The sequence below is a fragment of the Streptococcus infantis genome, from assembly GCF_047464615.1.
GTDB lineage: Bacteria > Bacillota > Bacilli > Lactobacillales > Streptococcaceae > Streptococcus > Streptococcus infantis_Y.
In genome coordinates, this window is record NZ_JASHBO010000015.1 from 39,235 (window position 1) to 64,770 (window position 25,536).

Below are 25,536 nucleotides of genomic sequence, written 5' to 3' on the forward strand. Positions count from 1 at the left end.
TAATCCTACCAATTTTTAACTTGCTCAAAAATATCTTTGGCTGTTTCTTCACTTCTCAATACCATCAAGATGGAATTATCATCAGCAATACAGCTAAAAATTTGGTCAGAAAAAACAGTCATCAACTGACTCTTGACGAAAATAGTATTTCCTGGAATGACTTGCAAATTGATCATATGCCCCATGCGTTCAGCATGAATAATATTGTTTTCTGCCAACTGCAAGCTTCTAACGATTGATTTTGGTAATTCATAGATGTAAGTATTGTCCTTCAATGGAATTTTTACAATACCTAATTCTTTAATATCTCGGGAGACTGTTGCTTGAGTAGCAGAGATACCCGCTTCTCTCAAGTGTTCAACGATTTCTTCCTGGGTACCGATTTGATAATCTGTAACAAATCTTCTAATCTTCTCAAGTCTCTCTTTTTTATTCATCTTTAAATTCTCTATGTGCTTTCTCCACTATTTTTTCTATTTCAGAAGTAACCTGATTGATTGCGTGATCTTCTTTTCGTAAATAGGCTAAGAATTCAATATTTCCATGACCACCTTGAATAGGAGAATAGTCCAATCCTAAAACTGAAAATCCTTCATCAACTGCCATTTTAGTAACTGATTCTAAAACATTTTGGTGAACTTTGGCATCTCTGATAATTCCATTTTTACCAATCTGTTCTCGACCAGCCTCAAATTGAGGCTTAACTAGAGCTACAACCTGACCTTGATCAGTTAAGACACGGTGTAAAGCTGGCAGAATAAGGCCTAAGGAAATAAAACTGACATCGATACTTGCGAAACTTGGTTCCTGATTAAAGTCCGTCTTTTCAGCATAACGGAAATTAAACTGCTCCATACTAACCACACGAGGGTCTTGACGTAATTTCCATGCCAGTTGGTTAGTACCAACATCAACTGCAAAAACTAGTTTAGCACCATTTTGCAACATGACATCCGTAAAACCTCCAGTTGAAGCTCCGATATCAATGGTCGTTTGTCCCTCAACTGATAGATCAAAAATATCTAGCGCCTTCTCAAGTTTCAAGCCACCACGACTGACATACTTAAGTTTCTCGCCCTTGAGTTTCAACTCTGTATCGTCAGGAATTTTTTCTCCTGGTTTATCAAATCGTTCGCCATTTAAAACAGCGACTACCAAACCTGCCATAACACCACGTTTGGCTTGTTCTCTCGTTTCAAATAAACCTTGTTTGTAAGCTAATACATCTACTCTTTCCTTAGCCATTGATTCTCAAACTTTCTACTATTTTCACAATTGGTTCTTTGTCAAAGCTCACAACTTGGCTAATCTCTTCAAGTTTCGCATTAGCTTGATCCAAGGTCTGATTGCAAAACGCTATCGCCTGATCTAATCCCAACAATGCAGGATAGGTTGACTTTTCGGCTTGCAAATCTTTCTGGGGTGTCTTGCCGATTTCCTCAAAACTTGCTGTAACATCAAGCACATCATCTCTCACTTGGAAAGCCAGGCCAATCAACTCGCCAACTGTTTTAAGCTGTTTCTGAAGATTTTCATCCAATCCAGCAATGATTCCAGCCGCTTGGAAAGGAAAGGCTAAAAGTTTACCTGTCTTATTAGCATGGATAGTCTGAAGTTCCTCTAAATTCAAGTGTTTTCCTTCGCCTTCCATATCTAACACTTGACCAGCTACCATTCCCATACTTCCAGAAGCAAGGGATAAATTAGATATTAAATCTACCTTGGTTTGACTAGGCAAATCAGCTTGAGCAATTAAAGCATAGGGATCCAAAAAAAGCGCATCCCCTGCTAAAATAGCTAGAGCTTCACCATACACCTTATGGTTGGTCAAACGCCCCCGACGAAAATCATCATTATCCATAGCAGGAAGATCATCATGGATCAAACTTCCTGTATGAATCATTTCTAGTGCCGCTGCAACTTGAGCATGTTCCTGAGTGATAGGCACTTGCAAGGAGTCCAAAATTTCTAAAAGTAAATATGGACGAATCCGTTTACCACCAGCATGGACGGAATAGAGAACAGCCTCTCTTAAACTGGATGCAAATTGTTGGTTGCCATAAAAGTCTTCAAGAGCTGACTCGACCAAAGCTAGTTTTTCTTGCTTGTTCATACCAGTTCACTTTCTGTTCCATCTTCTTGCATCACCTTGACCAAGGTCTTTTCAGCCTTATCAAGTGTTGCCTGCAATTCTTTGGATAAGAGCATTCCTTTTTGAAATGCAGAAATAGCATCTTCCAAAGCAATTTCACCATTTTCTAAGCTTTGAACAATCGTTTCAAGTTCTGCTAGATTTTCCTCAAATTTCTTTTGTTTTGACATCTTTAACCTCTAATTCTACTTGACCGTCCCGCATCAACAGTGATACTTGGTCATTTTCTTTCAAATCTTTCGCAGAAGCCACTACAACTTCTCCTTTTTTGACAATTGCATAACCTCTGGCTACAATTCGACTAGTATCTAGCATAAGGAGAGCTTCTGATAGGCGTTTTACTTCTGCTACTTTTGCATCATAGGTCACAGCCATCTGGCTTCGCAGCAGTTTCTTTAATTGCTGGATATGATCCTGATAACGCTGGATTTTGATGATTGGTGATAATTGTTCCAAACGGTGGACTTGTTCTTGAACCTTTTGTTGATTACGAACCAATTCAGCATTCAGTCCTTGCTTCAGTCGCAGCTGTAACTGATCCAAGCGTTGTAGATAACCGTCATATAAACGCTCTGGTTGTCTGAAGATAACCGATTGGCTGAGGATTCTCAAAGCTTCTTGTTTCTTTGACAAACTATGCTTAACTGCTGTAGTCATGCGTTTTTCTTGATTCTGAAGATAGGTCAAAAGATCTAACTTAGTTACTGGTGTAGCGAGTTCAGCAGCAGCTGTCGGCGTTGCCGCTCTCTTGTCAGCAACAAAATCAGCCAAGGTGACATCTGTTTCATGACCTACACTCGAAATAATCGGTAAACGAGATTCAAAAATTGCTCGAACTACAATTTCATCGTTAAAGGCCCAAAGATCTTCAATGGAACCTCCCCCACGACCAATAATCAGAACATCTAAATCCTCACGTTCATTAGCTCGAGTTATATTACGAGCAATCTCCTTTGCAGCACCCTCACCTTGAACTTTAGTAGGATATAAGACAATTTCTACACCAGGGAAGCGTCTGCTGACTGTCGTAATAATATCCTGAATGACAGCTCCGCTACGGCTGGTCACCACACCTATTTTTTTTGAAAATTGTGGTAAAGATTGTTTAAAGCGCTCTTGAAACAAACCTTCTTCTGCCAGTTTCTTCTTAAGCTGTTCAAATTGGATAGCCAAGGCACCAACACCATCTGGTTCAGCTTTTTCAATGATAATCGAATAACTTCCGCTTGGCTCATAGACTTGGACACGACCAACCACATTGATCTTCATCCCTTCTTCCAAATCAAAACCTAGTTTCTGATAAATACCTGACCAAATGGTTGCCTGAATAACTGCACGATCATCCTTAAGAGAAAAATACTGATGGGTTGGACGCTTACGGAAGTTAGAGACTTGACCAGTTAAATATACCCGTTCCAAGTAGGGGTCTTTATCGAATTTCATTTTTAAATACTTAGTCAAAGTTGTAACCGATAAATACTTTTCCATCTCTACCTCCTTCTTTTCTCTAGTTTTTCCTGGGTATTATTATACCAAAAAAACGTTTAAAAATCTCTTTTTTCACCTCTAGAATACGAAAACAAGACTGGATTTCTTTGACCTTGTCTTATAATATACAAAAGCCCTTCGGATAAAATCCGAGGGGCTTAAATCTTGTTTAATCAAGAGCCGAACTTTTGAGTTTCAAGGTTCGGGATAAAATAGTTCACTGAACTATTTTATTTTTTCAAGTTGTAGAATGATTTCAATCCACGGTATTCAGCTACTTCACCAAGTTGGTCTTCGATACGAAGCAATTGGTTGTATTTAGCGATACGGTCTGTACGTGAAAGTGAACCAGTCTTGATTTGTCCTGCGTTTGTTGCAACTGCGATGTCAGCGATTGTTGAATCTTCAGTTTCACCTGAACGGTGTGATACAACGGCAGTGTAACCAGCTTCTTTAGCCATTTCGATAGCGTCGAATGTTTCAGTAAGAGTACCGATTTGGTTAACTTTGATAAGGATTGAGTTAGCAGCGCCTTCAGCGATACCTCTTTCAAGGTAAGCAGTGTTTGTTACGAAGAAGTCGTCACCAACCAATTGAACTTTACCACCAAGACGTTCAGTAAGAGCTTTCCATCCATCCCAGTCGTTTTCATCCATACCATCTTCGATAGTGATGATTGGGTATTTGTTTACCAATTCTTCAAGGTAGTCGATTTGTTCTGCAGAAGTACGAACAGCAGCTCCTTCACCTTCGAATTTAGTGTAGTCGTATACTTTACGTTCTTTATCGTAGAATTCTGATGATGCACAGTCAAATCCGATAAATACGTCTTTACCTGGAACATAACCAGCAGCTTCGATAGCAGCAAGGATAGTTTCAACACCGTCTTCAGTTCCTTCGAAACGAGGAGCGAATCCACCTTCGTCACCTACGGCTGTTTCAAGACCACGAGATTTAAGGATTTTCTTAAGAGCGTGGAAGATTTCAGCACCCCAACGAAGAGCTTCTTTGAATGTTGGTGCACCAGCAGGTACGATCATGAATTCTTGGAAAGCGATTGGAGCATCTGAGTGAGAACCACCGTTGATGATGTTCATCATTGGAGTTGGAAGAACTTTAGTGTTGAATCCACCAAGGTAGCTGTAAAGTGGGATTTCAAGGTAGTCAGCAGCAGCACGAGCTACAGCGATAGACACACCAAGGATTGCGTTAGCACCCAATTTACCTTTGTTAGGAGTTCCGTCAAGTGCGATCATAGCACGGTCGATAGCTTGTTGGTCACGTACATCGTAGCCGATGATTGCTTCAGCGATGATGTTGTTTACGTTGTCAACAGCTTTTTGTGTACCAAGACCACCGTAACGAGATTTGTCACCATCACGAAGTTCAACTGCTTCGTGTTCACCAGTAGAAGCTCCTGATGGAACCATACCACGTCCGAAAGCACCTGATTCAGTGTAAACTTCTACTTCAAGTGTTGGGTTACCGCGTGAGTCTAGGACTTCGCGAGCGTAAACATCAGTAATAATTGACATTTTTTACTCTCCTTATTGAGTTAAATTTTTTACACCTCTATGATACCTTAAAAAGACTCCTTTTTCAAGGAAAAACGTTATCTTTGTGCAAATTTTCCTTAAGTTTATAAAGTAATCGCTTTCTTTTGTCTGTTTTCTCCTTTATTTTATGATATACTATTTTTATGACAGATGTATCAAAACAAATTCTAGAAAAAGCTTATGGTGGGCTTAAACTAAATCCAGATGAACAGAGACGTTTTCTAGGAACTTTCGAGGAACGTGTCCTTGGCTATGCAGATCTTCAAATAGCCGATGATGATAAATTTAAAAATGGATTTTTAACAATTCTAGAAACCTTTAAAAAAGAGACTCAACCTCTATTTGTCAAAATTTCTCCTCAGGTAGAGTTTGATAAACAAGTTTTTTATCTAAAACAAGCCAAAGATGCTGATTGCCAAGCGACTATCGTTTCAGAAGATCACAATTCATCCCCTTTTGGCTTGATTATTCACAGTGACTCACCTGTTCAAACAAGTGAAAAAGACCTCAGAAAGGCCTTTTCAGACTTATGGCAGGAAAAAGAGATGAAAAAAGCTCCTACTTCTCTTTGGAAAAAGTGGTTTGGTTAATTTTTCTTCAAAGCTAAGACTTGACCAATATTTGCTGCTGTATCTTCTAAATAGATAGCGGCATTTTTTAGACTGTCTTCTAGTGGTTCACTTTTTTCTAATATAGAAAAAGCGGCAATAATATTCTCAAATGGTAAAGGAGGTAAATCCTCAGCTAAACTACCACAGATAGCAATAACTGGAACACCATTTGGTGTTCTTTTTGCTACTCCGATTGGGGCCTTACCAGATAAACTTTGAGAATCTAACCTACCTTCACCAACAATAACTAGATCTGCATCTGCAACGTTTTTATCGAAATTGATTATATCTAGACAGGTTTGAATACCAGATACAATCTCTGCTCCAGCAAAGGCACACAAGCCAGCTGCAATACCACCACCTGCTCCAGCTCCTTCAAGACTTAGAATTTCAGGTTCAACTTTGTGGTAAAAGTTTTCAACAGCATCATCAACTTTTTGAAATTGAGCTTGATCTAATCCTTTTTGCTTTCCAAATGTATAGGTAGCTCCATGAGGTCCACAGAGAGGATTGGTCACATCCGCTAAGATTTTGATATGCACATCTGCAGGGATGGTAACGACACTTTTGTCCAAAATCTTACTTACTTCAAATAAGGACTGGCCACAAGCCTCAAGTTCCATTCCGTTTTCATCGTAAAACTGATACCCGAGTCCTGAAGCAATACCAATCCCACCATCGTTACTGGATGTCCCACCAACTCCTATATAGATCTCTTTCATTCCTTGTTCGAGTAAATATAGGATCAGTTGACCAATTCCCTTTGTTTGAATCTTCAGGGGATTTCGTTTTTCAATAGGAATTTTAGCAAGCCCAACTAAATCAGCCACCTCGAAAAGAGCAAGTTCTCCTTTTTGAACATAAGTCATTTGAACCTCATCTCCAAAGGGACCTGTCACTAAAGCAGTTTTTTCTACAAGACCAAGTGAATTTTTAATGGCATCCACTGTTCCTTCCCCTCCATCGCCAACAGGTAAGAGCAAACATTTCGATTCAGGTAGAGCCTTTTTAAGGCCTCGTTTAATAGCTTTAGCTACTTCACTTGCAGGGAGACTCTCCTTAAAAGAGTTAGGTGCTATAACAATTTTCATACACTCATCTTTCTAATCAAAGGAAATCTATCAGATTAAATACTTTTGTTAAATCTCTATCTTCAATTTGAAGGGGAATTTCCTCTTTCACGATTTCTTTGGCACAGAAGCCAATGCCGATTCCAGCTCTCTTCAACATTGCTAAATCATTAGCTCCATCTCCAATAGCAATTGTTCTATCAATTGGTACCTCTAATTCATCAGCCCATCTTACTAGGGTTTCTTTTTTAACTTCTCTGCTGATAATAGGACCAACAAGATTTCCAGTTAAATGACCATCTCTGATTTCCAGTTGATTAGCAGAAAATAATGAAATCCCGAAATCTTTTGCTATTCTTTCAACAACAGGCATAAATCCACCCGAAACTAAACCCACTTCTATCTGATTTTTTTGCAGAGTGTTAATAAATTGCGCAGCATTTTTACTAAGGTGTAGTTCATGATAAATCTTATCAAAAGTATCTACAGATAGTCCTTTTAATAAAGAAACACGTTTTCTCAGGCTTTCTTCAAAATCAAGTTCTCCTCTCATAGCTTGGGCAGTCAGTAGAGCTACTTCTTCTTCACACTCTGCTTCTTTCCCCAACAAATCAATAACTTCCTCTTCTATCAGTGTCCCATCAACATCCAGTACACAGAGTCCTCTAACATTATTCATTTATAATCCATACTTTCATTATCTTAAATTGGTTATCTAAAGTTCTTTCAACATAGTATAACTATAGATTTTAATTCTATCAATTGAAATTTACGATAATTTCCCATACAAAGTTCATAATACAAGAAAGCTATTATTTGAGTAATCCTTTATCATTTTTTATCCTACTTACAATTGTAAAGCTTAGGAGAGGAATTAACCTTACGTAATAATAAATCTATATCTCGGTGTTCAAAGAAATTAAGAGCTTGAACACCAGAAAAATATAGTTTATGACCTCTTGGTAATGACACGTTATCTAAATAAACTAATAATGGAGTATTGGAGTAGTCTTTAGAATAAGCCAACTCAACCATACAATTCTTAGATTTTAGATACTCTTCAGAAATAAGAGCAAGAAATCCACTACATTTCTCGATTTTTAAAGCAATCTGATCCGCCCAATCACTAGATGGTAAAATACCTTCATCATACCAAACACGGTAACCATTTTTTTGTAAGTTTTCAATTATTTCTAATGCTAAAGTATTATTGGTTCGTGAGTAGCTAAAAAATATAAATGGCTCTTCTCCTATATAGGCAATCGGCTTACTCTTCTTCACTATATTTAGATTCACTCTATCTGACTTACCACCATTAGCAGTAATATATTGTACTATTAAACTGTATGAACCACAAATCATCAAATCTCTTTTTCGTATAATGAAACTTACTCTTGCACAAGAACCACTTGAATAATTACCAATATTAATTCCAGAGGAACAAATATTATCACTTAAATGAAACCAATTTTCTGATTCTAAATCGACAATTTCATTTTGACTTGAAGTAATTCGAGTCGTTCCGGGTACTAATTCAAATTCATCAGGAAGAATTACTTTGATATTTACATTATTTTGTATTACGCTTCCTGTATTTCTATATATTCCATCTATTCGAAATGTATCTGAGATTGAGGTTATTTCAGGAAAAAAATCATTTGAATTATCTTCAGCTACTAGGCTTTCTACCTTGAAGTCTGGATAATCAACCTTAAATTGAAACCTAACCTTCCCAGCATAATCTGGTCCACCAGGAAGAATCCCATTTAGATCTTCGTATCCAAGCTTTATTCCTTCATCAAGTATAGTCCCAGAAACTAGTTGTCCCGAAATCTTACTGTTATTTATAAATATTCCAGAGCCCATTTTATATCTAAGTGCAACTGTTCTTTCTAATGAACTCAAATAAACTTCTGAAAAAACAACCTGTGGTTTAGGATGAGTTGCAGATATAGTCGCCTTAGCCAAAAGTGTCTGCCCCTTCTTGATAGTGGCAGGTAGCCAAACATTCAATTTTACATCTAATGCAATCCCCATATAGTTATTTTCTTTTTTATTTAAGATAGGATTTGCATTATTATGAAAAAAAATTTCTGCTTCATATTCTTCACCAGGTATAAGATGGATATTTGTAGAGTAAAATGGCTCTCCTAATTTTCTAATTTTAAAAAATTTCCGTTCATCACCATAGTAAGGATTATCCGTAACAGAATTAAAAATAACATGATTAGCAAGTTTACTAAAAGTATTTGTTTCTTGTTTTTCTACCACTCTCTAGTCTCCTTAGTTTAAGTCCTTAGATTTTTCTTGTTCTGGTAATTGTTCAAAAGGAATTAATAAATGATGGTGTTTCATACTATTACTTTTTGTACTGTTATACCGCCAACCTTCCGTTTTCAGAAACATAGACCATCTATTATGCTCTTTCTCTAGATTATCATAATCATTCCTTTTCTTTTCACCATATTTTTCACTCAAAGCACGTGCCATAGACGAAAAATAATTATATTGATTATTAAAGAAGTTTTTTTCAACGAATTGATTTTGAAATTTCTGATGAAGATTTAAAGCTTTTTTTTCTAATTCAGAATTAAAATGTACACTAAATGGATAGTAGTCTATCAAATTGTCATTATACTCTAAACTGTTTAAATCATATAAAGATGGTGATGAAAGTGTAAAGGAAAATCCAAAAGAAAAATCAAAATTTCTCTGTAAATAATTTACCATCTCCAAATTAGTGAAATCATCAAGCATTAAAAAAACATAATTAAACGATTGAAATTCTTTCAAATAAGAATTAATAAAACTTGGGGTTAATTCTGGTAACACTTTAAATTCAAAATAATGAGGGGTTTCGTACTGAATGTTATCGAAAAGAGTTGGCATGTCATATTTCAAGTCTTCTTCTAGCTTCGACGAAGAAGTTATTAAGAGTAAATCTAACTCATACCTTACTATTTGAGCAAGCCAAAGTAGCAATTTAATAGCCTCCTTTGAAATTTCATTATCACCTATTATAATTATTTTCCCTTTATTTTTAAATAATCTTGTCAAGTATTTAGAGTGTTCAAAAAAATAGTTATATATGGTAGTTCTAGGGCTGTTTATTAATCTAACTTTAAGTTGACTATCCTCCCTTTTCTGTTTTTGTAGATACATTTCTAAGACTTTTGAGGAATCTTGTACATATACATAGTCATTTGTAATTTTATTACCATATATTTTCAATAAGTCGATAGCTGATTCAATGCTTGAAACATCCTTATTCAAGATATAATAATTATTTTGTTCTGCATTGCTTAATTGTTTTAAAAGAGATGAAATATTACTTTCGTATTTTAAAAAAGGCTGAATAGATATAGATTCCCCTGCAATAGGAGTAAAAATAATTTTCGCTTTAGGAGTTAATTTATTAAGCTGATTGGCAACTTTCAAATTATTATCTGATAAGCCCAGAAAAATATGATTACTCGATGTATGAAAATATCTAATTTTAAGAATTGTAATAAACTGACTGAAATAAGAAAGAACTACTGTCAAAGTGGTTGCAGATGCCAAAGTGTATAGTATGACTATCCAAAAATATAAATAATTTATATTATAACTAATAGGAAATTTACCTAGTAATTCACGAATATCAAGTCCCAAAACAAAAAATTTTGCAATATTTAGTAAAGAAAGGAGTACTTCGCTTAAATTTCGCAAAATTATAGCACCAATTTCTCCCTCACCAATCCAAGAGTATGTTGGCAAAGAAATTATCCAAAATGAAATTGCAAGACTTAGGATAAAAACTGTTTTGTTAAAAAATTTTTTTATAATATAAACTAAATTAATTCCTAGAAAAGTACATAAACTTAAATAAAATAACACAATTTTCTCCTTAATTATATATTTTAATTTTCAAACAGATACTGTCAATAATTAACAATAAATCCTAATCATTTATACTTCCTTTTACTGATTAGATACTGTCAATAATTTTATGTAAACACTCAAGTAGAGTTATGGAGTGTTAATCAAATAAGCTTTCAAGTGTGTCAGAACATTGTCCAAACTCTTTATGGATTCGTTGACTTTGCTTGAAATTATAATCTTCAAACAGAGTAACTAAATAACGTTCCATAGCCTCCTCGTTAGGAAAAAGAACCTTCTTTTTCGTTTGACGTTTGATTTCTTTATTGAGAGACTCAATGAGGTTTGTCGAATAAATACTGTGCCAAATCTGGTAGGGAAAGTGATAAAAAGTTAAAAGATTATCGGTATTCTCCAGACTTTCCATGACTTTCCTATACTTTGATTTCCATTCAGCGATAAAGTCCTCTAAAGCTTGGACTACTATTTCTAAATTTTCAGCACGATAAATTGTTTTAAATTGCTCCAGAATAACTGCCCGATCAGATCACTTCACCTTACTAGCCAAATTTCGACTAATATGAATTAAGCAACGTTGTTGCTTAGCTAATGGGTAAGCCTGACTGATAATCTGCTCAAGCTCCTTGAAGCCATCGGTCACTACAAGAGAAACCTGTTGGAGTCCTTGGTTTTGAAGCTTGTCTAACAGAGTGGACCAAGAAGCATTGTTTTCATTTGGGGCGATTTCATATCCAAGAATAGCCTTCTGTTCTTCTGGTGTAATACCAAGTGCGATATAAATACATTCTTTACTAACGGTTCCACGTCTTAAGGGAAGATAGGTTCCATCAAGAAATAAAACAGAGTAATTGGCTTCTAAGCTTCGCTCATGAAAAGCAGCGACATTCTCCTGAGTTGCTTTTAAGATATTAGAAATTGTGGCAGGACTATAGTGATGACCATACATTCTCTCGATGATGTCACTAATTTCTCGAGTCGTTACACCGGTTTGATAGAGTTTAATAACCATCTCTTACAAGTGGATATCTCGACATCCATAAGCGGGAAGCAAAGCTGGACTAAAGTTCCCATTACGATCTCTTGGAATGCTCAACTGAACAGTCCCATATTTGGTTTCAAATTTCCGTGAATAGGTTTCATTACGACTATTCCCAGAATTATAGCCTACTTTATCGTAAGGTTCATACCCTAAAAAGGCTGATAACTCTGCTTGAAGAAGGTCATTCATAGCTGTTTCAAGAGAAGAACGAAAAAATTCATCAATATCTTGCTTTTGGTCTAGGAAGTTAAGCAATTCTGTGGTAAACTGAGTCATAGGAATAAATCTCTTTCTAGTAATGTTTCGCAACTCTACTATAACGGATTTATTCCTTTTTATGCTTACACAACTTATTTTACACTACCTATCTTAAAAATCGTATGAAGGTATCATACGATTTTAACTATTTAGTTTGCTAAGCTATGATACAAATCAAGATATGACTTGCAAGCTGTATCCCAAGAGAAATCACATTCCATAGCCTGAACTTGCATGTTTTTCCATACGTCAGGATGGTTATGATAAACGTCCAAAGCAGTTTGCAAGGCCCAGTTGAGCCAGTATGGAGTTAGGTTGTTAAAGCTAAAGCCTGTACCTGTTCCTTCAATTGGATTAAAGGCTTGAACAGTATCTCTAAGTCCACCCACCTCGTTTACTAAAGGAAGCGTACCATATCTCATGGCCATCATTTGTGAAAGTCCACATGGTTCAAAACGACTTGGCATAAGGAAAATATCACATGCTGCATAAATCTCTTGAGCTAACTTTACATCGAAAGTAATATTGGCAGAAAGTTTTTCTGGGAATACTTGACTAAACCAAGAGAAAGCTTGTTCAAATCCTGGATCTCCAGTTCCCAAGAGAACGATTTGAATATCCTCTTGAAGCATACGATGCAGGCTTTCAACCACCACATCAAAGCCCTTCTGACGAGTCAAACGTGACACGATACCAATCATTGGCACATCAGGGCGTACTGGAAGACCAACTCTTTCTTGAAGTTTCGCTTTATTTTGAGCCTTACCTGACAGATCAGTTTTATCAAAATGATACTCAAGTAAAGGATCCGTCTCTGGGTTGTACAAATCTGTATCAATACCATTAACAATACCTGAAACCTTACCAGATTCCATACGAAGAATCTGATCAATACCGCAACCAAACTCTGTAGTCATGATCTCATAAGCATAGCTCGGTGACACGGTTGATACACGGTCTGCATAGAGAATACCAGCCTTCATCCAGTTAAGGCAATCATTCCAACGAACTGTTCCATCAGCGTAGCGCTCAAATCCAACCCTGAACAAGTCCCAAAGCATGCTTTCAGAGAATTGACCTTGAAATTCCAAGTTATGAATGGTCAAAACAGTCTTGATTCCTTGGTAAGCTTGAATCCATCTGTATTTTTCTTTTAACAAGAACGGAATCATCGCTGTATGGTAGTCATGAGCATGAAGAACATCAGGAATAAATCCAATACGCTCCATAGCTTCAAGGGCAGCAAGTTGGAAGAAAGCAAAACGTTCGCCATCATCGAAGTCTCCATAAACATGCCCACGGAAGAAATAATATTGATTGTCGATAAAGTAGAAGGTAACACCGTTTAAAACAGTTTTCTTAATTCCACAAAATTGTCTCCGCCAACCAACGTATACTTCAAATTGGAGAACATCTTCAATTTGATCACCAAACTTGGCTTCCACCATGTCATAGTATGGCAGGATAACAGCAACTTCATGACCAGATTTAACTAATGATTTTGGAAGAGCCCCGATAACATCTCCCAAGCCACCTGTTTTAGAAAAAGGAGCTCCTTCGGCTGCTACAAATAAAATTTTCATGAAAGGACATCCTCTGTTACTTTTTCGCCTTTTTTGATGACAACAGGGTTTTCTGCTGTACCTCGAATAACAACTCCCTCAGCTATTTCAGCACCTTTATCAACAATTGCATACTCAACTTGTGCGCCTTTTCCAACGACAACACGAGGGAAGATAAGAGACTCTTTAACCAAGCTGTCTTTATTGATACGAACATTACGCGAAATAATAGATTTATCCACTTCACCTTCAATGATACTACCAGAAGCAAATTGAGAGGTGTTCACTTTTGAACCAGATGCGTAGTAGGTAGGCTCTTCGTTTTTAACTTTAGTATGAATCTTTTGATTTGGCGAGAACAAAGAGTAGAATTTATGCGGATCAAGCATATCTAAATTAGCTTGGTAATATGTTTCTACTGAATGAATATTGGCTAGGTATCCTGTGTATTCATATGCAAAAGCACCTTCTTTGGCTGCCAAATCACGAAGAACATAACGTAATTTTTCTGGATATTCTTTTTGAGCTTCTTCTTCCAAACGTTTAATCAACCATTGAGTGTCTACAACAAAGATATCTGTCGACATGTTGTAGTATTCTTGGTTTGATTTTTTATCAAAGAGTTTGTGAGAAACCACATGGTCAGTTTCATCAATATCAAGGATTGCATTCACTTCTGAAATGTCCTTCTTAGGCAATTTCTTATAAACTACTGTGATTGGTGATTTTGTTGTATTATGCAAATGGAAAACTTGATTGAGATCGATATTCACTAAAACATCACAGTTCAAGGAAACTGTTTGGTCTGAACCTGAACGTTTTAGGTAAGTCAAAAGTTGTTGATAGTACTCTTTACCAACGGTGCTACTTTCTACACGAGTATTGTAGATTCCAAGATAGTAGTGGCTAAGAAGTGTATTCAAGCCCCATTCACGTCCTGAACGAATATGGTCAAATACAGAGCTGATGTTATCTTGTTGAAAGATTCCAAAGATACTACGAACCCCAGCATTAGCTAAACTTGAAAGCGGGAAGTCAATCAAACGATACTTTCCTCCAAATGGTAAAGTTGCCACTGGACGGTTACTTGTCAAGGTTGACATATCATGGAAACCAACGGTATTTCCTAAAATCGCTGAATATTTATCAATCTTCATCTGTTGCTACCCCCACTACTTCGTTATATCCGACTACTTGTACTTCTTCTGTACCATCAATTTCAACACCATCAGCGATGACTGCGCCTTCACCGATGATTGCACGTGTAATTTTAGCACCTCTACCAATAACTGCTCCACTCATGATAACAGAATCAACAACTTCTGCTCCCTTACGAACTTGAGCTGCTGTAGATAAGATTGAATGCTTCACCGTACCATTTACATAACATCCATCTACTACAAGAGAGTCTTCTACCTGAGCATATTCTCCAAGGAAGTTTGGTGGAGCGATAAGGTTACGAGAATAAATTTTCCATTGACGGTTACGGCTATCTAGAGCATTCTCTGGAGAGATGTATTCCATATTTGCTTCCCAGAGTGATTCGATAGTACCAACGTCCTTCCAGTATCCGTTGAATTCATAAGCATAGACACTTTCACCTGTTTCAAGATAGTTTGGAATAACATTTTTACCGAAGTCTGACATGTCTAGGTTGGCCTTTTCAGCTGCAACTAACATATTGCGAAGTCGTTTCCAGTCAAAGATATAGATACCCATTGATGCCTTAGTTGATTTTGGTTCAGCTGGTTTTTCTTCAAACTCAACAATGCGATTGTTAGCATCTGTATTCATGATACCAAAACGGCTAGCTTCTTTAAGTGGCACATCTAAGACAGCAACTGTCAAACTGGCATTATTGTCCTTGTGTGATTGGAGCATATCATCGTAGTCCATCTTGTAGATGTGGTCACCTGAAAGGATCAAAACATACTCAGGATTGATACTGTCGATATAGTCGATGTTTTGGTAAATGGCATGACTTGTACCTTCAAACCAACGATTTCCTTCACTTGCAGAGTAGGGTTGAAGGATAGAAACACCTGTGTCAATACCGTCTAGACCCCAACTAGAACCATTACCAATGTGGCTGTTGAGAGCTAGTGGTTGATACTGTGTAATAACCCCAACATTATGGATACCAGAGTTGGCACAGTTTGAAAGAGCGAAGTCAATGATACGGTAGCGCCCACCAAATTGCACAGCTGGTTTCGCAATGCTTTGAGTGAGTTTACCGAGACGAGTTCCTTGCCCACCAGCAAGGATTAAAGCTAGCATTTCATTCTTCATTTTCTACTCCTTTTTGAGTTTTATTAGCGACTTTTTTAGTAGGTTTGATGCGACGTTTGATTTTCCAAATACTTGCTCCCATAGCTGGCAAGGTAAATGTCAAAGTCTGCTCATAATCCTTCCACAATCCTTCTTGAGTTTGAACTGTTTGGTTATGCTCTTTCCACACACCACCCCATTGTTCTAACTCTGTATTCCAAATTTCTTCATAAATCCCTGCAACTGGAAGACCAATTGTAAAATCAGGACGTTCAACTGGTGCCATATTGAAGACACAGACTAGCATCTCGCCTTTCTTACCTTTTCGGATAAAGGATAGGACGCTTTGGTCTCTATTATCTGCATCGATGATTTCAATCCCATCATAGCTTGTATCCACTTCCCAAAGACAACGGTGGTCTTTGTAGAATTGATTGAGCTGTGAAGTGAAATATTTCATCTTAGCATTCATTGGGTCTTCTAGATTAGACCACTCCAATTGCTCTTCGGATTTCCACTCTAGGAATTGACCAAACTCACTACCCATGAAGAGTAATTTCTTACCAGGGTGACAAATTTGATAGGTGTAGAGGTTTCTCAAACCAGCGAATTGATTGTAACGATCCCCCCACATCTTATGCATCATACTCTTCTTACCATGTACAACCTCATCGTGTGAGAATGGTAGGAGATAATTTTCATTAAAGACATACATGAAGCTGAAGGTCACAAGATTAAAGTCATACTTGCGATAAATGGGATCTTCTTCGTAGAAACGTAAGATATCATTCATCCAACCCATGTTCCACTTGTAGTCAAATCCAAGTCCACCCATTTCCTTCATGCCAGTAATCTTGGTACCTGAAGAAGACTCTTCTGCAATCATCATAACATCCGGATGAGCAAGTTTAATCACATCGTTCAAACGTTGTAGGAAATAATAGCCTTCATAGTTGAGATTGCCGCCGTCTTTATTTGGTGTCCATGGAGCATTGTCATAATCTAGATAGAGAATATTACTTACAGCATCAACACGAATACCATCTAGGTGATAGAAATCAATCCAGAACTTAATGCTAGAAATCAAGAAAGATTGGACTTCATTTTTACCAAGGTCAAAGTTGAGTGCTCCCCAACCGTAGTTGTTAGCCTTATTATGATCCTGGTATTCGAAAGTCGGTGTGCCGTCGTAGTATGCCAAAGCATCATCATTGATTGTAAAGTGACCTGGCACCCAATCCACAATTACACCGATATTGTTGATGTGACATTCCTCAACGAAGTCTTGAAATTCTTCTGGACGACCATAGGCATGCTCTAAAGCAAAGTAGCCCATGAGCTGATACCCCCAACTCAAACCAAGTGGGTGAGCCATCAAAGGCATAAACTCGATATGAGTATAGTTCATCTCAACAAGATAGGGAATGAGCTCTTCTTTGAGTTGAGCAAAACTATAAGGTGTTCCATCAGGATTTCTCTTCCAAGATCCTGCATGCACCTCGTAGATATTGACCGGTCTTTCGAAAAATCTCCAACGTTTTCTACGAGCTAACCAGAGACCGTCCTTCCATTTTTTCTCAGGTATCTCTGTTAAAACAGCTCCTGTTCCCGGACGAGCTTCATAGCGTACTGCCAAGGGATCAATCTTCATAAGCTGATGCCCGTTAGCACGAGTAATATGATATTTATAAATATGTCCCTCTTGAGCTAAAGTTGTAAAAACTTCCCAAACTCCAGATTCATTACGAACCATGGGGATTTGATTTTCAGCCCAGTTAGTAAAATCACCAACTAGATGGACAGCCTGCGCATTTGGCGCCCAGACACGGAATGTATAGCCATACTCACCGTCTCTTTCTTCACGATGCGCTCCCAAATAGTGCTGAAGATGAAAATTTTCGCCACTAGTAAAAGTTCTTAAAGCCTCAAATTTATCCATTGAATCCCCCTTTTATTGTAAGCGTTTTCTATATTTCTATTATACTACCTTTTAAGAAAACTTTCAACTAATTTCCGAATTCTCCTAAAATTTTTTTCGAAAATCTTCATATAGTTATCTTAACATTTCTAAAATTTTCATAAATGATAATAAGCGATGGAATTTTCTATTAGCTACTATTACAATAATAACTCTCATTATCTATATATAAAATAACTCGCTTAAAAACTGAACGTTTTTGTATTTCTGTAACATAATATTCGTAGATAACTCTTTTTATATAATTTTACCAAATTTTCTGAAATTTTCAACTATTTTTAGTAATTGTTCCATTTTTATTTTTATGTCTAGAAATATAAAAAACTCAAGCATAAATCTTGAGTTTTGGTTCATTTTTTAGGATAAAACATTCATAACTGCCACACTAACATCGTCAATAGCATTTTCTTGATTAGAACGGCTATTTGTAACTAGCATTTCAAGGTTTCCTGCATTTTCATAGTAATATGAAGCCCCTTTGGCATTGAATACAACCAAGAAGTGCTCTTCACCACCATGAATCTCGTAGACAATCCAACCACTATTTTCAATGGCCGTGTGTACAAAGACATGACGGTAGACTTCTTCATAGGTAGGGTATGAAAAGGCACTGGTTTGTGTTTTAAGACGGATAATCTGACGGACAAACTCGATGCTATCTTGACGATCATTGATCAAATCCCAGTTGACTTGGTTGACGCTATCTGGAGCATTGTAACTATTCATTGCTCGCTCACGATCTGCGTGAGTCAACTCGCCATTTTCTCCTGTAGCTACAAGCTTGGTACGGCCAAACTCTTGACCCAACTCCATGAATGCCATCCCTTGCATGAGAAGATTCATGGCTGTCGCTGTTTCTACTTTCTTCATGATGCGACTTTCACTCTCCGTTGGATGAAGGGTTTTAAGCAAATCATGCAAATTGTAGTTATCGTGGGCTTCTACATAGTTAAGAACCTGATTGGGGCTGAGATAAGAACCTAGCTCACGACTTCCAAGAATAGCCTTTGCGACAATCGGCTCAGTACCTGCACCACTGACGAAACCAGATTTGATAGAGCCATAAACTTCACAACCTTTGACCGCATCACGTTGATTATCATTAAAGAATCCAATGTTTGGTAACTGGTAGGCATTGTCTTTCTTAGCCTTATCATAAGGAGCAAGTCCTGTTCCCATATCCCAACCTTCTCCATAAAGAATGATTTTAGGATCGACTTCGTCCATAGCCCAACGAATCATCTGCATGGTTTTGACATCGTGAATCCCCATCAAATCAAAGCGAAAACCGTCAATATTGAATTCTTTTACCCAGTAGAGAAGAGAATCAATCATATATTTACGGAACATTTCATGCTCACTGGCAGTTTCGTTACCGACTCCTGTTCCATTTTGGTAGGTTCCGTCATGGTTCATTCGATAGTAATAATCAGGAACCGTTGTTTGGAATGGCGCATCCACCGTTGAGAAGGTATGATTGTAAACAACATCCATAATAACACCGATACCAGCATCGTGATAAGCTTGGACCATAGCCTTCAAATCACGGATAGCTTGACCTGGATCATTTGGATTGGTAGACATGCTAGTTTCTGGAGCATTGTAGTTTTGTGGATCGTAACCCCAGTTATAAGTTACATTTCCATTAGCGTCGTATTCTTTATGACGGTCAGCAATTGGTTGCAGCTGAACGTAGTTGACACCAAGTTCTTTGATGTAATCAAACGCAGTCGACTGACCATATTGGTTAACTGTTCCAGTTTGCGCTGCACCTAAGAAGGTTCCTCTTAATTCTGGCGCAACACCAGAAGTTTCGGACTTGGTCAAATCACGGATATGCATTTCATACACAACAGCCTGACAAGGATTTTCCAAACGCCAAGTTGCTTCTGTACCATGCTTAACCTCAAAACCTTCGACCTGACGATCTTGGTTTGAGACAATGGCTGAACGTTTTCCATCAGGACTTGTCGCTATTGTATATGGATCACGAGTTAATGACTGGTGATGAGGAAAGTCAATTTGGTAGTGGTAAGCACAACCTGCTAAGCTTTCTGGAACTGATAAACTCCAAACACCAATTGTATTATACTTGTGACTATAGGAGTAACTATTTCCACGCTCCATTTCAAAGGTTTTAAGGATAGGTGCGTCGTTACTTGCAGATTCATAGACTACTACTTGGACAGATGTAGCTGTTGGTGCCCATAGGCTAAATCTTGTTTCAGTTTCAGAAACTTGACATCCCAACTCTCCTTGATAACCCCAGTGGTGGTCAAAACTAGCGCTATTGATTGCCTTGTCGAAGGCAAAAGGATTTTGGTCCTTATAGTGGGGACTGGCAATAGCTGGATTTTCAGAGTAATAAACTGTATCGTCTCCATCCAAAATCCAAACCTCTGTCAAAAGTGGATAGTAATTGAAGCGAATAGGATATTCTTTGCTGACACCATCTTTTTCAACAGTAAAAGTCATGGTCTCAAGGGCTACTTCACTCGATTGAGTCAGTGAAAATTTAGCTCCAAAATATTCTTCTTCTTTGATAAGCTCTACTGAATCTAGAGGCTTTTTGCTGAAACTGCAAGCCTCGTAGGCTTCATCCTTACGATGGTAATGAATAAGTACAGGATAATTGTACATGGTTCTTCCTAATTTCTAAATTAATTTGATTTTATATGTTACTAATAATTTCTTGATCAAGTGCCTCACGATTCACAAAAAACTCAATGTGATTATGACATACTTCCAAATCTACTGGTGTGTCGCCACCGTATTCTCCATCAAGATTAAGCATAAACGGCTCTTCCTGATCTAAAGTTTCAATTCGGAGTTTACTCGTTTTCAGATATTCAACATTGACATCTGACACGTGTTGGCCTCCGTTCATGGCCTGAACTAGCAGACTCAACATATCTAGGATTTTATCTGTCTTTACTAGAATAAGCGTGAAATTGCCATCATCCAGTTTGGTATCAGGTGCGAATTGCTCAAATCCACCAATAGAATTGGTCAAGGCAACAAAGACAAGAGAAACTTCTCCTGTAAAAATTCCCCAATCATGGTAAATACGAACAGGACGGGCTTTGGATTTTGGGAACATCTCGAAGCCTTTAGCAACGTAGGCCAGATAACCCAAACGCGTCTTTAGTTCACTAGGAACACTAAAAGTTAACTCCGTAAGAGTTCCTGCCGCAGCAATATTGATGAAATACTTATCACCAAAGGCACGACCAATATCAATTTGCTTGGTTTCATTTTTAGCAATGATCTTCGCTGCAGCAACTGGATCCCCCATAGGGATTTTTAATGCTCTGGCATAGTCATTGGTAGTTCCAGTAGGAATGATGGCTATCTTTGGACGATGTTCCAGAGGTGCAATTCCATTAACCACTTCATTGATAGTACCATCACCACCAGCTACCAAAACCAAATCAAATCCAGTTTTTGCAGCTCTTTCTGCTTCTTTCTGGGCTGATAAGTGTTCCGGTTTGGTCTGAAAAGCACTGGTTTCATAGCTTATGCTCTCTAACACTTCTAGAACTTCTGCGATATTTTGCTTGATAATTTCCTGGCTTGAGGTCGGATTATAAATGAGACGTGCGCGTTTTTTTTCTTCTTTCATAGCTTACAAACTCTCAAGCCAAGCTTCATCACGAATCTCTATTCCCAGTTCTTGTGCTTTTTGGAGCTTGCTTCCTGCATCTGCTCCTGCTACAACAAGGTCTGTTTTTTTCGACACACTACCAGTAACCTTGGCTCCTAGACTTTCTAATTTATTTTTAGCTTCTGAGCGATTAAGACGCTCTAGCTTTCCTGTCAATACGACAGTTAGACCAGACAAGGCTACATTTGTTGCAACTGTCTGTCCTTTGTAGTCTAGATTAACACCTGATTCTTTCAATTCCCTTAAAAGGATTTCAGAACCCTCTGTAGCAAAATAGGTCTGTAGGCTTTGAGCAATGACACTCCCCAAACTTTCAATATTTGCAATTTCTTCAGGATTGGCTTGTGCTAGCGATTCGATTGAGTGGAAGTTTTGTAAAAGCAACTGACTTGCCTTACTTCCTACATGACGAATCCCCAAACCAAACAAGAGTTTTTCAGCAGAATTTTCTTTAGAAGCTTGAATAGCTTGATAAAGTTTTTGAGCTGATTTCTCCTTGATGCCGTCTAACAAGAGAAAATCTTCCACAGTCAAACGATATATATCTGCAACATCTTTAACTAAATTGGCGGCAAATAATTTTTCCACGATTGATGGGCCAAGGCCAGAGATATTCATAGCATCACGCGATGCGAAATGCGTCAAACCTTCCTTGATTTGAGCAGGGCATCGTGGATTGATACAACGAAGAGCCACCTCATCTTCAAAGTGTAACAACTTACTCTCACAACTTGGACAGTTTGTTGGGATATCTAGTTTTTCCTCCGACACACGTTTAGACTCCACCACTCGTAGAACGGCTGGTATGATATCACCTGCTTTGTATACTATGACTGTGTCATCCTTACGGATATCCTTTTCAGCGATATAGTCGACATTATGAAGGGTTGCACGACTTACAGTTGTACCTGCAAGTTGCACTGGAGTAAGATTAGCAGTCGGAGTCACAACTCCTGTACGCCCTACTGTCCAGTCAACAGAAAGAAGTTTCGCTTCTTTTTCTTCTGCAGGGAACTTATAAGCTACTGCCCACTTAGGTGCTTTAACTGTAAAACCAAGTTGCTCTTGACCAGCTAGGTCGTTGACCTTAATCACGACACCGTCGATATCATATGGCAATTGGTCTCTTTCTTGACCGACTTCTTGGATAAATTCCCAAACTTCGTCCATGCTATGGGTTAATAAGCGTCTAGGGTTAACCACAAAGCCCAACTGTTCCAGATGATTTAAAACCTTCTCTTGACTATCCCGAGTTGAAGGACTAGCTTCCTGATAAAGGAAGGTTGCAAGATTACGTTTGGCTACTACTGCTGTATCTAACTGGCGAAGGGTTCCTGCAGCAGCATTTCGTGGATTAGCAAACTCTGGCTCCCCGTTTTCTTGACGAGCAAGATTGACTTGATTGAAAGAAGCTCTTGGCATATAACATTCACCACGAACTGTTATATCTATTTTTTCAGATAATGATAAAGGAATGTCTTTCACTCGTTTAAGATTTTCAGTGATGTTTTCACCAATGGAGCCATCACCACGAGTAGCTCCAGCAACAAAAATTCCCTGCTCATAAGTCAAGGAAATCGATAAACCATCAATCTTCAACTCACAAATATAAGTGACAGCATCCAATTCTTTACGAACACGCGCATCAAAGGAATCGAGTTCTTCACGAGAAAAAGCATCCTGCAAACTATAGAGAGGATACTGATGACTATATTTCTCAAAACCATCTAGAATCTTACCGCCGACGCGATGTGTCGGACTTTCTGGCAAGACTTGGTCAGGATGATCTTTTTCTAACTCTACCAATTCACGATAAAGACGGTCATACTCACTATCAGATACAGATGGATTATCACTTGTATAATACTCTGTCGCATAGCGATTGAGCAGTTCAACGAGCTCTTTCATTCTTTCATTCATAGAACCATTTTACCATAAAAAGGACTCTATAAACAATTCTCAAGCTCTAAAAAAGAAAATGAGAAGGATATTTCTATCACTTCTCATTTATTTTTTACGATTCAAAATAGCATTCAAGACGATGGCTACTGTACTTGCAATAACAATACCATTTGAAAAGAACATTTGTAATTCAGTCGGTAAAGTATTGAAGAGATTGCTTCCGTTCAATCCCACCCCAGCAGAAATAGAAACTGCTGCAATGAGGAAGTTGTGTTCATTGTGCTCAAAGTCTACACGAGACAAGATTTGCATTCCTTGGAGAGATACAAAACCAAACATGACGAGCATTGCTCCACCAAGAACAGGGCTAGGAATAATCTGAGCCAAGGCACCAAACTTAGGCAAGAGACCAAGTAAGATAAGGAAACCAGCTGCGTAGTAGATTGGCAAACGAGTACGAATACCTGAAAGTTTCACCAAACCAACGTTTTGTGAAAATCCTGTATATGGGAAGGTGTTGAAAAGTCCACCAAGCAGAACAGCGAGACCTTCTGCACGATAACCATTGCGAAGACGAGTGCTATCGATTGGATCTTTAGTAATATCAGAAAGGGCAAGATAAACACCTGTTGATTCTACCATAGATACAGTAGCGATAATACACATCATGACAATAGAAGAAATCTCAAATTGCGGAGCACCGAAGTAAAATGGAGTTGGGATATGAACGAGTGGAGCTTCTGCTACTGGTGAAAAATCAACCAAGCCCATTGTTGCAGCGATAATGGTACCTGCAATCAAACCAATCAAAATTGAAATAGATTTGATAAATCCTTTGGTAAAGATATTGACCAAAAGAATAATGAGGACTGTAATCATGGCCAAGGCTAAACTTTGTCCAGTTGGTTTTTCAACGTTATTTCCCATATTCCCAATAGCTACTGGAATCAAGGTCAATCCGATTGTTGTAATGACAGAACCCGTTACGATTGAAGGGAACAGATTGGCAATCTTAGAAAATACACCTGCTACAAGAACGACATAAACCCCTGAAGCAATCAAGGCCCCAAACATAGCACCGCTACCATGACTCTGACCGATCATGATAAGAGGAGCAACAGACTGGAAAGCTACCCCAAGAACAATAGGTAAACCAACACCAAAATGTTTATTAAGTTGCAATTGTAAGAGAGTTGCAACCCCACACATAAAGATATCTGTTGAAATAAGGTAGGTCAACTGTTGAGCTGAATACCCTAAAGCACTTGCAATCATGATTAGTACCAGGATTGAACCTGAGTACATGGCAAGTAAGTGTTGCAAGCCCAATACGGCAGCTTTTGAGTGGTTTTCTTTTTGATTCATTAGATGTCTGCCTCCTTGAAGATAACTCTTCCATTTTCAAAACGCTCTAAACGAGCAAGTGATACTACCTGATGACCTGATTTTTCTAACAGTTCACGACCATCTTGAAAAGATTTTTCAATCACAATCCCGACGGCCTCGACTGTAGCACCAGCCTGTTCAATAATCTGAATCAAACCTTTAGCTGCTTGACCATTAGCCAAGAAATCATCAATAATCAATACTTTATCTTGAGGAGATAAGAACTTACCTGCAATAGATACGGTACTAGTTACTTGTTTAGTAAAAGAATAAACTTCAGCGGTTAAAATTCCTTCATTCATAGTGATATTTTTTGCCTTCTTAGCAAAAATCATGGGAACATCTAACTGTTCAGCAACATAAAGAGCTGGAGCAATTCCAGATGCTTCAATGGTTACGACTTTGGTAATACCTGCATTTTTAAAATATTCTGCAAAGGTGCGACCAATCTCGCGCATTAAGGAAAAATCCACTTGGTGAGTCAAGAATGAATCCACCTTAAGAATATTCTCACCAAGAACGTTTCCATCCTTTAAAATTCGTTCTTCTAATAATTTCACAATAACCTCCGAAATAAAAAGAGACTTACCAAGTAAGAATTGCACCCCAAAAGTTAGACAAAAGAAAATCTAACTTTTGGGGTGTTTTTATTATGAAATTAACTTATGAAGATAAAGTTCGGATCTATGAACTCAAAAAGCAAGGAGAGAGCTTTAGAAAGCT

20 protein-coding genes and 1 pseudogene are annotated in these 25,536 nt (G+C 37.9%); 1 reads left to right on the forward strand and 20 read right to left on the reverse strand.

Features of this window, described 5'->3' with window-relative positions:
• Positions 1-5: 5 nt before the first annotated feature.
• From QM450_RS09020 to eno, 6 genes are all read right to left on the reverse strand, one after another.
• Positions 6-437: an arginine repressor gene (locus tag QM450_RS09020; protein WP_049526273.1), complete on the reverse strand. Its 432-nt coding sequence runs from the start codon at positions 435-437 to the stop codon at positions 6-8.
• Complete coding sequence (locus QM450_RS09025) at positions 430-1,245, reverse strand: TlyA family RNA methyltransferase (RefSeq protein ID WP_414320356.1); 816 nt, start codon at positions 1,243-1,245, stop codon at positions 430-432. Before QM450_RS09025 ends, QM450_RS09020 begins: the two co-directional genes overlap by 8 nt.
• Positions 1,238-2,113, reverse strand: coding sequence for a polyprenyl synthetase family protein (locus tag QM450_RS09030; protein WP_414314920.1), 876 nt, complete (start codon positions 2,111-2,113; stop codon positions 1,238-1,240). The genes QM450_RS09025 and QM450_RS09030 overlap by 8 nt, the downstream gene beginning before the upstream one ends.
• A complete protein-coding gene (locus QM450_RS09035; protein ID WP_000043228.1) occupies positions 2,110-2,322 on the reverse strand; it encodes an exodeoxyribonuclease VII small subunit in 213 nt (70 codons plus the stop codon). Before QM450_RS09035 ends, QM450_RS09030 begins: the two co-directional genes overlap by 4 nt.
• Complete coding sequence (gene xseA, locus QM450_RS09040) at positions 2,300-3,640, reverse strand: exodeoxyribonuclease VII large subunit (protein ID WP_414320357.1); 1,341 nt, start codon at positions 3,638-3,640, stop codon at positions 2,300-2,302. Before xseA ends, QM450_RS09035 begins: the two co-directional genes overlap by 23 nt.
• A 230-nt stretch (positions 3,641-3,870) precedes the next feature.
• Complete coding sequence (gene eno / locus QM450_RS09045; protein ID WP_000022825.1) at positions 3,871-5,175, reverse strand: surface-displayed alpha-enolase; 1,305 nt, start codon at positions 5,173-5,175, stop codon at positions 3,871-3,873.
• A gap of 164 nt (positions 5,176-5,339) precedes the next feature.
• On the opposite strand from eno, the gene QM450_RS09050 reads away from it, so the two are divergent.
• Positions 5,340-5,786, forward strand: coding sequence for a DUF1694 domain-containing protein (locus QM450_RS09050; RefSeq protein WP_414320358.1), 447 nt, complete (start codon positions 5,340-5,342; stop codon positions 5,784-5,786).
• Here QM450_RS09050 and QM450_RS09055 read toward each other — a convergent pair.
• From QM450_RS09055 to QM450_RS09120, 14 genes and pseudogenes are all read right to left on the reverse strand, one after another.
• Complete coding sequence (locus QM450_RS09055) at positions 5,783-6,898, reverse strand: glycerate kinase (protein WP_414320359.1); 1,116 nt, start codon at positions 6,896-6,898, stop codon at positions 5,783-5,785. The genes QM450_RS09050 and QM450_RS09055 overlap by 4 nt on opposite strands.
• Positions 6,899-6,914: 16 nt before the next feature.
• Positions 6,915-7,556 (reverse strand): phosphoserine phosphatase SerB, encoded by a 642-nt coding sequence (gene serB / locus QM450_RS09060; protein WP_414320360.1) that lies wholly within the window; start codon positions 7,554-7,556, stop codon positions 6,915-6,917.
• A 164-nt stretch (positions 7,557-7,720) separates the two neighbouring features.
• Entirely contained in the window at positions 7,721-9,148 is a 1,428-nt protein-coding gene (locus tag QM450_RS09065; RefSeq protein WP_414320361.1) for a toll/interleukin-1 receptor domain-containing protein, read from the reverse strand.
• Positions 9,149-9,160: 12 nt separating this feature from the next.
• Positions 9,161-10,753, reverse strand: coding sequence for a RyR domain-containing protein (locus QM450_RS09070; RefSeq protein ID WP_414320362.1), 1,593 nt, complete (start codon positions 10,751-10,753; stop codon positions 9,161-9,163).
• Positions 10,754-10,895: 142 nt separating this feature from the next.
• Positions 10,896-12,071, reverse strand: a pseudogene (locus tag QM450_RS09075) (IS256 family transposase).
• A gap of 131 nt (positions 12,072-12,202) precedes the next feature.
• Positions 12,203-13,636 (reverse strand): glycogen synthase GlgA, encoded by a 1,434-nt coding sequence (gene glgA, locus QM450_RS09080; RefSeq protein WP_414320363.1) that lies wholly within the window; start codon positions 13,634-13,636, stop codon positions 12,203-12,205.
• Positions 13,633-14,772, reverse strand: a complete 1,140-nt coding sequence (gene glgD / locus QM450_RS09085) for a glucose-1-phosphate adenylyltransferase subunit GlgD (RefSeq protein WP_414320364.1) — start codon at positions 14,770-14,772, stop codon at positions 13,633-13,635. Before glgD ends, glgA begins: the two co-directional genes overlap by 4 nt.
• A complete protein-coding gene (locus QM450_RS09090) occupies positions 14,762-15,904 on the reverse strand; it encodes a glucose-1-phosphate adenylyltransferase (protein WP_281334892.1) in 1,143 nt (380 codons plus the stop codon). The genes glgD and QM450_RS09090 overlap by 11 nt, the downstream gene beginning before the upstream one ends.
• A complete protein-coding gene (gene glgB / locus QM450_RS09095) occupies positions 15,894-17,822 on the reverse strand; it encodes a 1,4-alpha-glucan branching protein GlgB (protein ID WP_281334893.1) in 1,929 nt (642 codons plus the stop codon). Before glgB ends, QM450_RS09090 begins: the two co-directional genes overlap by 11 nt.
• Before the next feature lie 396 nt (positions 17,823-18,218).
• Positions 18,219-20,501, reverse strand: coding sequence for a type I pullulanase (pulA, locus tag QM450_RS09100; RefSeq protein ID WP_414320365.1), 2,283 nt, complete (start codon positions 20,499-20,501; stop codon positions 18,219-18,221).
• Positions 20,502-20,532: 31 nt separating this feature from the next.
• Positions 20,533-21,483 carry a diacylglycerol kinase family lipid kinase gene (locus tag QM450_RS09105; protein ID WP_414320366.1) on the reverse strand — a complete coding sequence of 317 codons (951 nt, stop codon included), beginning with the start codon at positions 21,481-21,483 and terminating at the stop codon, positions 20,533-20,535.
• 3 nt (positions 21,484-21,486) lie between these two features.
• Complete coding sequence (ligA, locus tag QM450_RS09110; protein WP_414320367.1) at positions 21,487-23,445, reverse strand: NAD-dependent DNA ligase LigA; 1,959 nt, start codon at positions 23,443-23,445, stop codon at positions 21,487-21,489.
• An 87-nt stretch (positions 23,446-23,532) separates the two neighbouring features.
• Complete coding sequence (locus tag QM450_RS09115) at positions 23,533-24,792, reverse strand: nucleobase:cation symporter-2 family protein (protein WP_414320368.1); 1,260 nt, start codon at positions 24,790-24,792, stop codon at positions 23,533-23,535.
• Positions 24,792-25,373 (reverse strand): xanthine phosphoribosyltransferase, encoded by a 582-nt coding sequence (locus QM450_RS09120; protein ID WP_414320369.1) that lies wholly within the window; start codon positions 25,371-25,373, stop codon positions 24,792-24,794. Before QM450_RS09120 ends, QM450_RS09115 begins: the two co-directional genes overlap by 1 nt.
• Positions 25,374-25,536: the final 163 nt, after the last annotated feature.

Bases quoted from the DNA above. Each gene is read 5' to 3' on its own strand.
- QM450_RS09020 (WP_049526273.1), bottom strand. From the start codon at position 437: ATGAATAAAAAAGAGAGACTTGAGAAGATTAGAAGATTTGTTACAGAT.
- QM450_RS09025 (WP_414320356.1), bottom strand. From the start codon at position 1,245: ATGGCTAAGGAAAGAGTAGATGTATTAGCTTACAAACAAGGTTTATTT.
- QM450_RS09030 (WP_414314920.1), bottom strand. From the start codon at position 2,113: ATGAACAAGCAAGAAAAACTAGCTTTGGTCGAGTCAGCTCTTGAAGAC.
- QM450_RS09035 (WP_000043228.1), bottom strand. From the start codon at position 2,322: ATGTCAAAACAAAAGAAATTTGAGGAAAATCTAGCAGAACTTGAAACG.
- xseA (WP_414320357.1), bottom strand. From the start codon at position 3,640: ATGGAAAAGTATTTATCGGTTACAACTTTGACTAAGTATTTAAAAATG.
- eno (WP_000022825.1), bottom strand. From the start codon at position 5,175: ATGTCAATTATTACTGATGTTTACGCTCGCGAAGTCCTAGACTCACGC.
- QM450_RS09050 (WP_414320358.1), top strand. From the start codon at position 5,340: ATGACAGATGTATCAAAACAAATTCTAGAAAAAGCTTATGGTGGGCTT.
- QM450_RS09055 (WP_414320359.1), bottom strand. From the start codon at position 6,898: ATGAAAATTGTTATAGCACCTAACTCTTTTAAGGAGAGTCTCCCTGCA.
- serB (WP_414320360.1), bottom strand. From the start codon at position 7,556: ATGAATAATGTTAGAGGACTCTGTGTACTGGATGTTGATGGGACACTG.
- glgA (WP_414320363.1), bottom strand. From the start codon at position 13,636: ATGAAAATTTTATTTGTAGCAGCCGAAGGAGCTCCTTTTTCTAAAACA.
- glgD (WP_414320364.1), bottom strand. From the start codon at position 14,772: ATGAAGATTGATAAATATTCAGCGATTTTAGGAAATACCGTTGGTTTC.
- QM450_RS09090 (WP_281334892.1), bottom strand. From the start codon at position 15,904: ATGAAGAATGAAATGCTAGCTTTAATCCTTGCTGGTGGGCAAGGAACT.
- glgB (WP_281334893.1), bottom strand. From the start codon at position 17,822: ATGGATAAATTTGAGGCTTTAAGAACTTTTACTAGTGGCGAAAATTTT.
- pulA (WP_414320365.1), bottom strand. From the start codon at position 20,501: ATGTACAATTATCCTGTACTTATTCATTACCATCGTAAGGATGAAGCC.
- QM450_RS09105 (WP_414320366.1), bottom strand. From the start codon at position 21,483: ATGAAAGAAGAAAAAAAACGCGCACGTCTCATTTATAATCCGACCTCA.
- ligA (WP_414320367.1), bottom strand. From the start codon at position 23,445: ATGAATGAAAGAATGAAAGAGCTCGTTGAACTGCTCAATCGCTATGCG.
- QM450_RS09115 (WP_414320368.1), bottom strand. From the start codon at position 24,792: ATGAATCAAAAAGAAAACCACTCAAAAGCTGCCGTATTGGGCTTGCAA.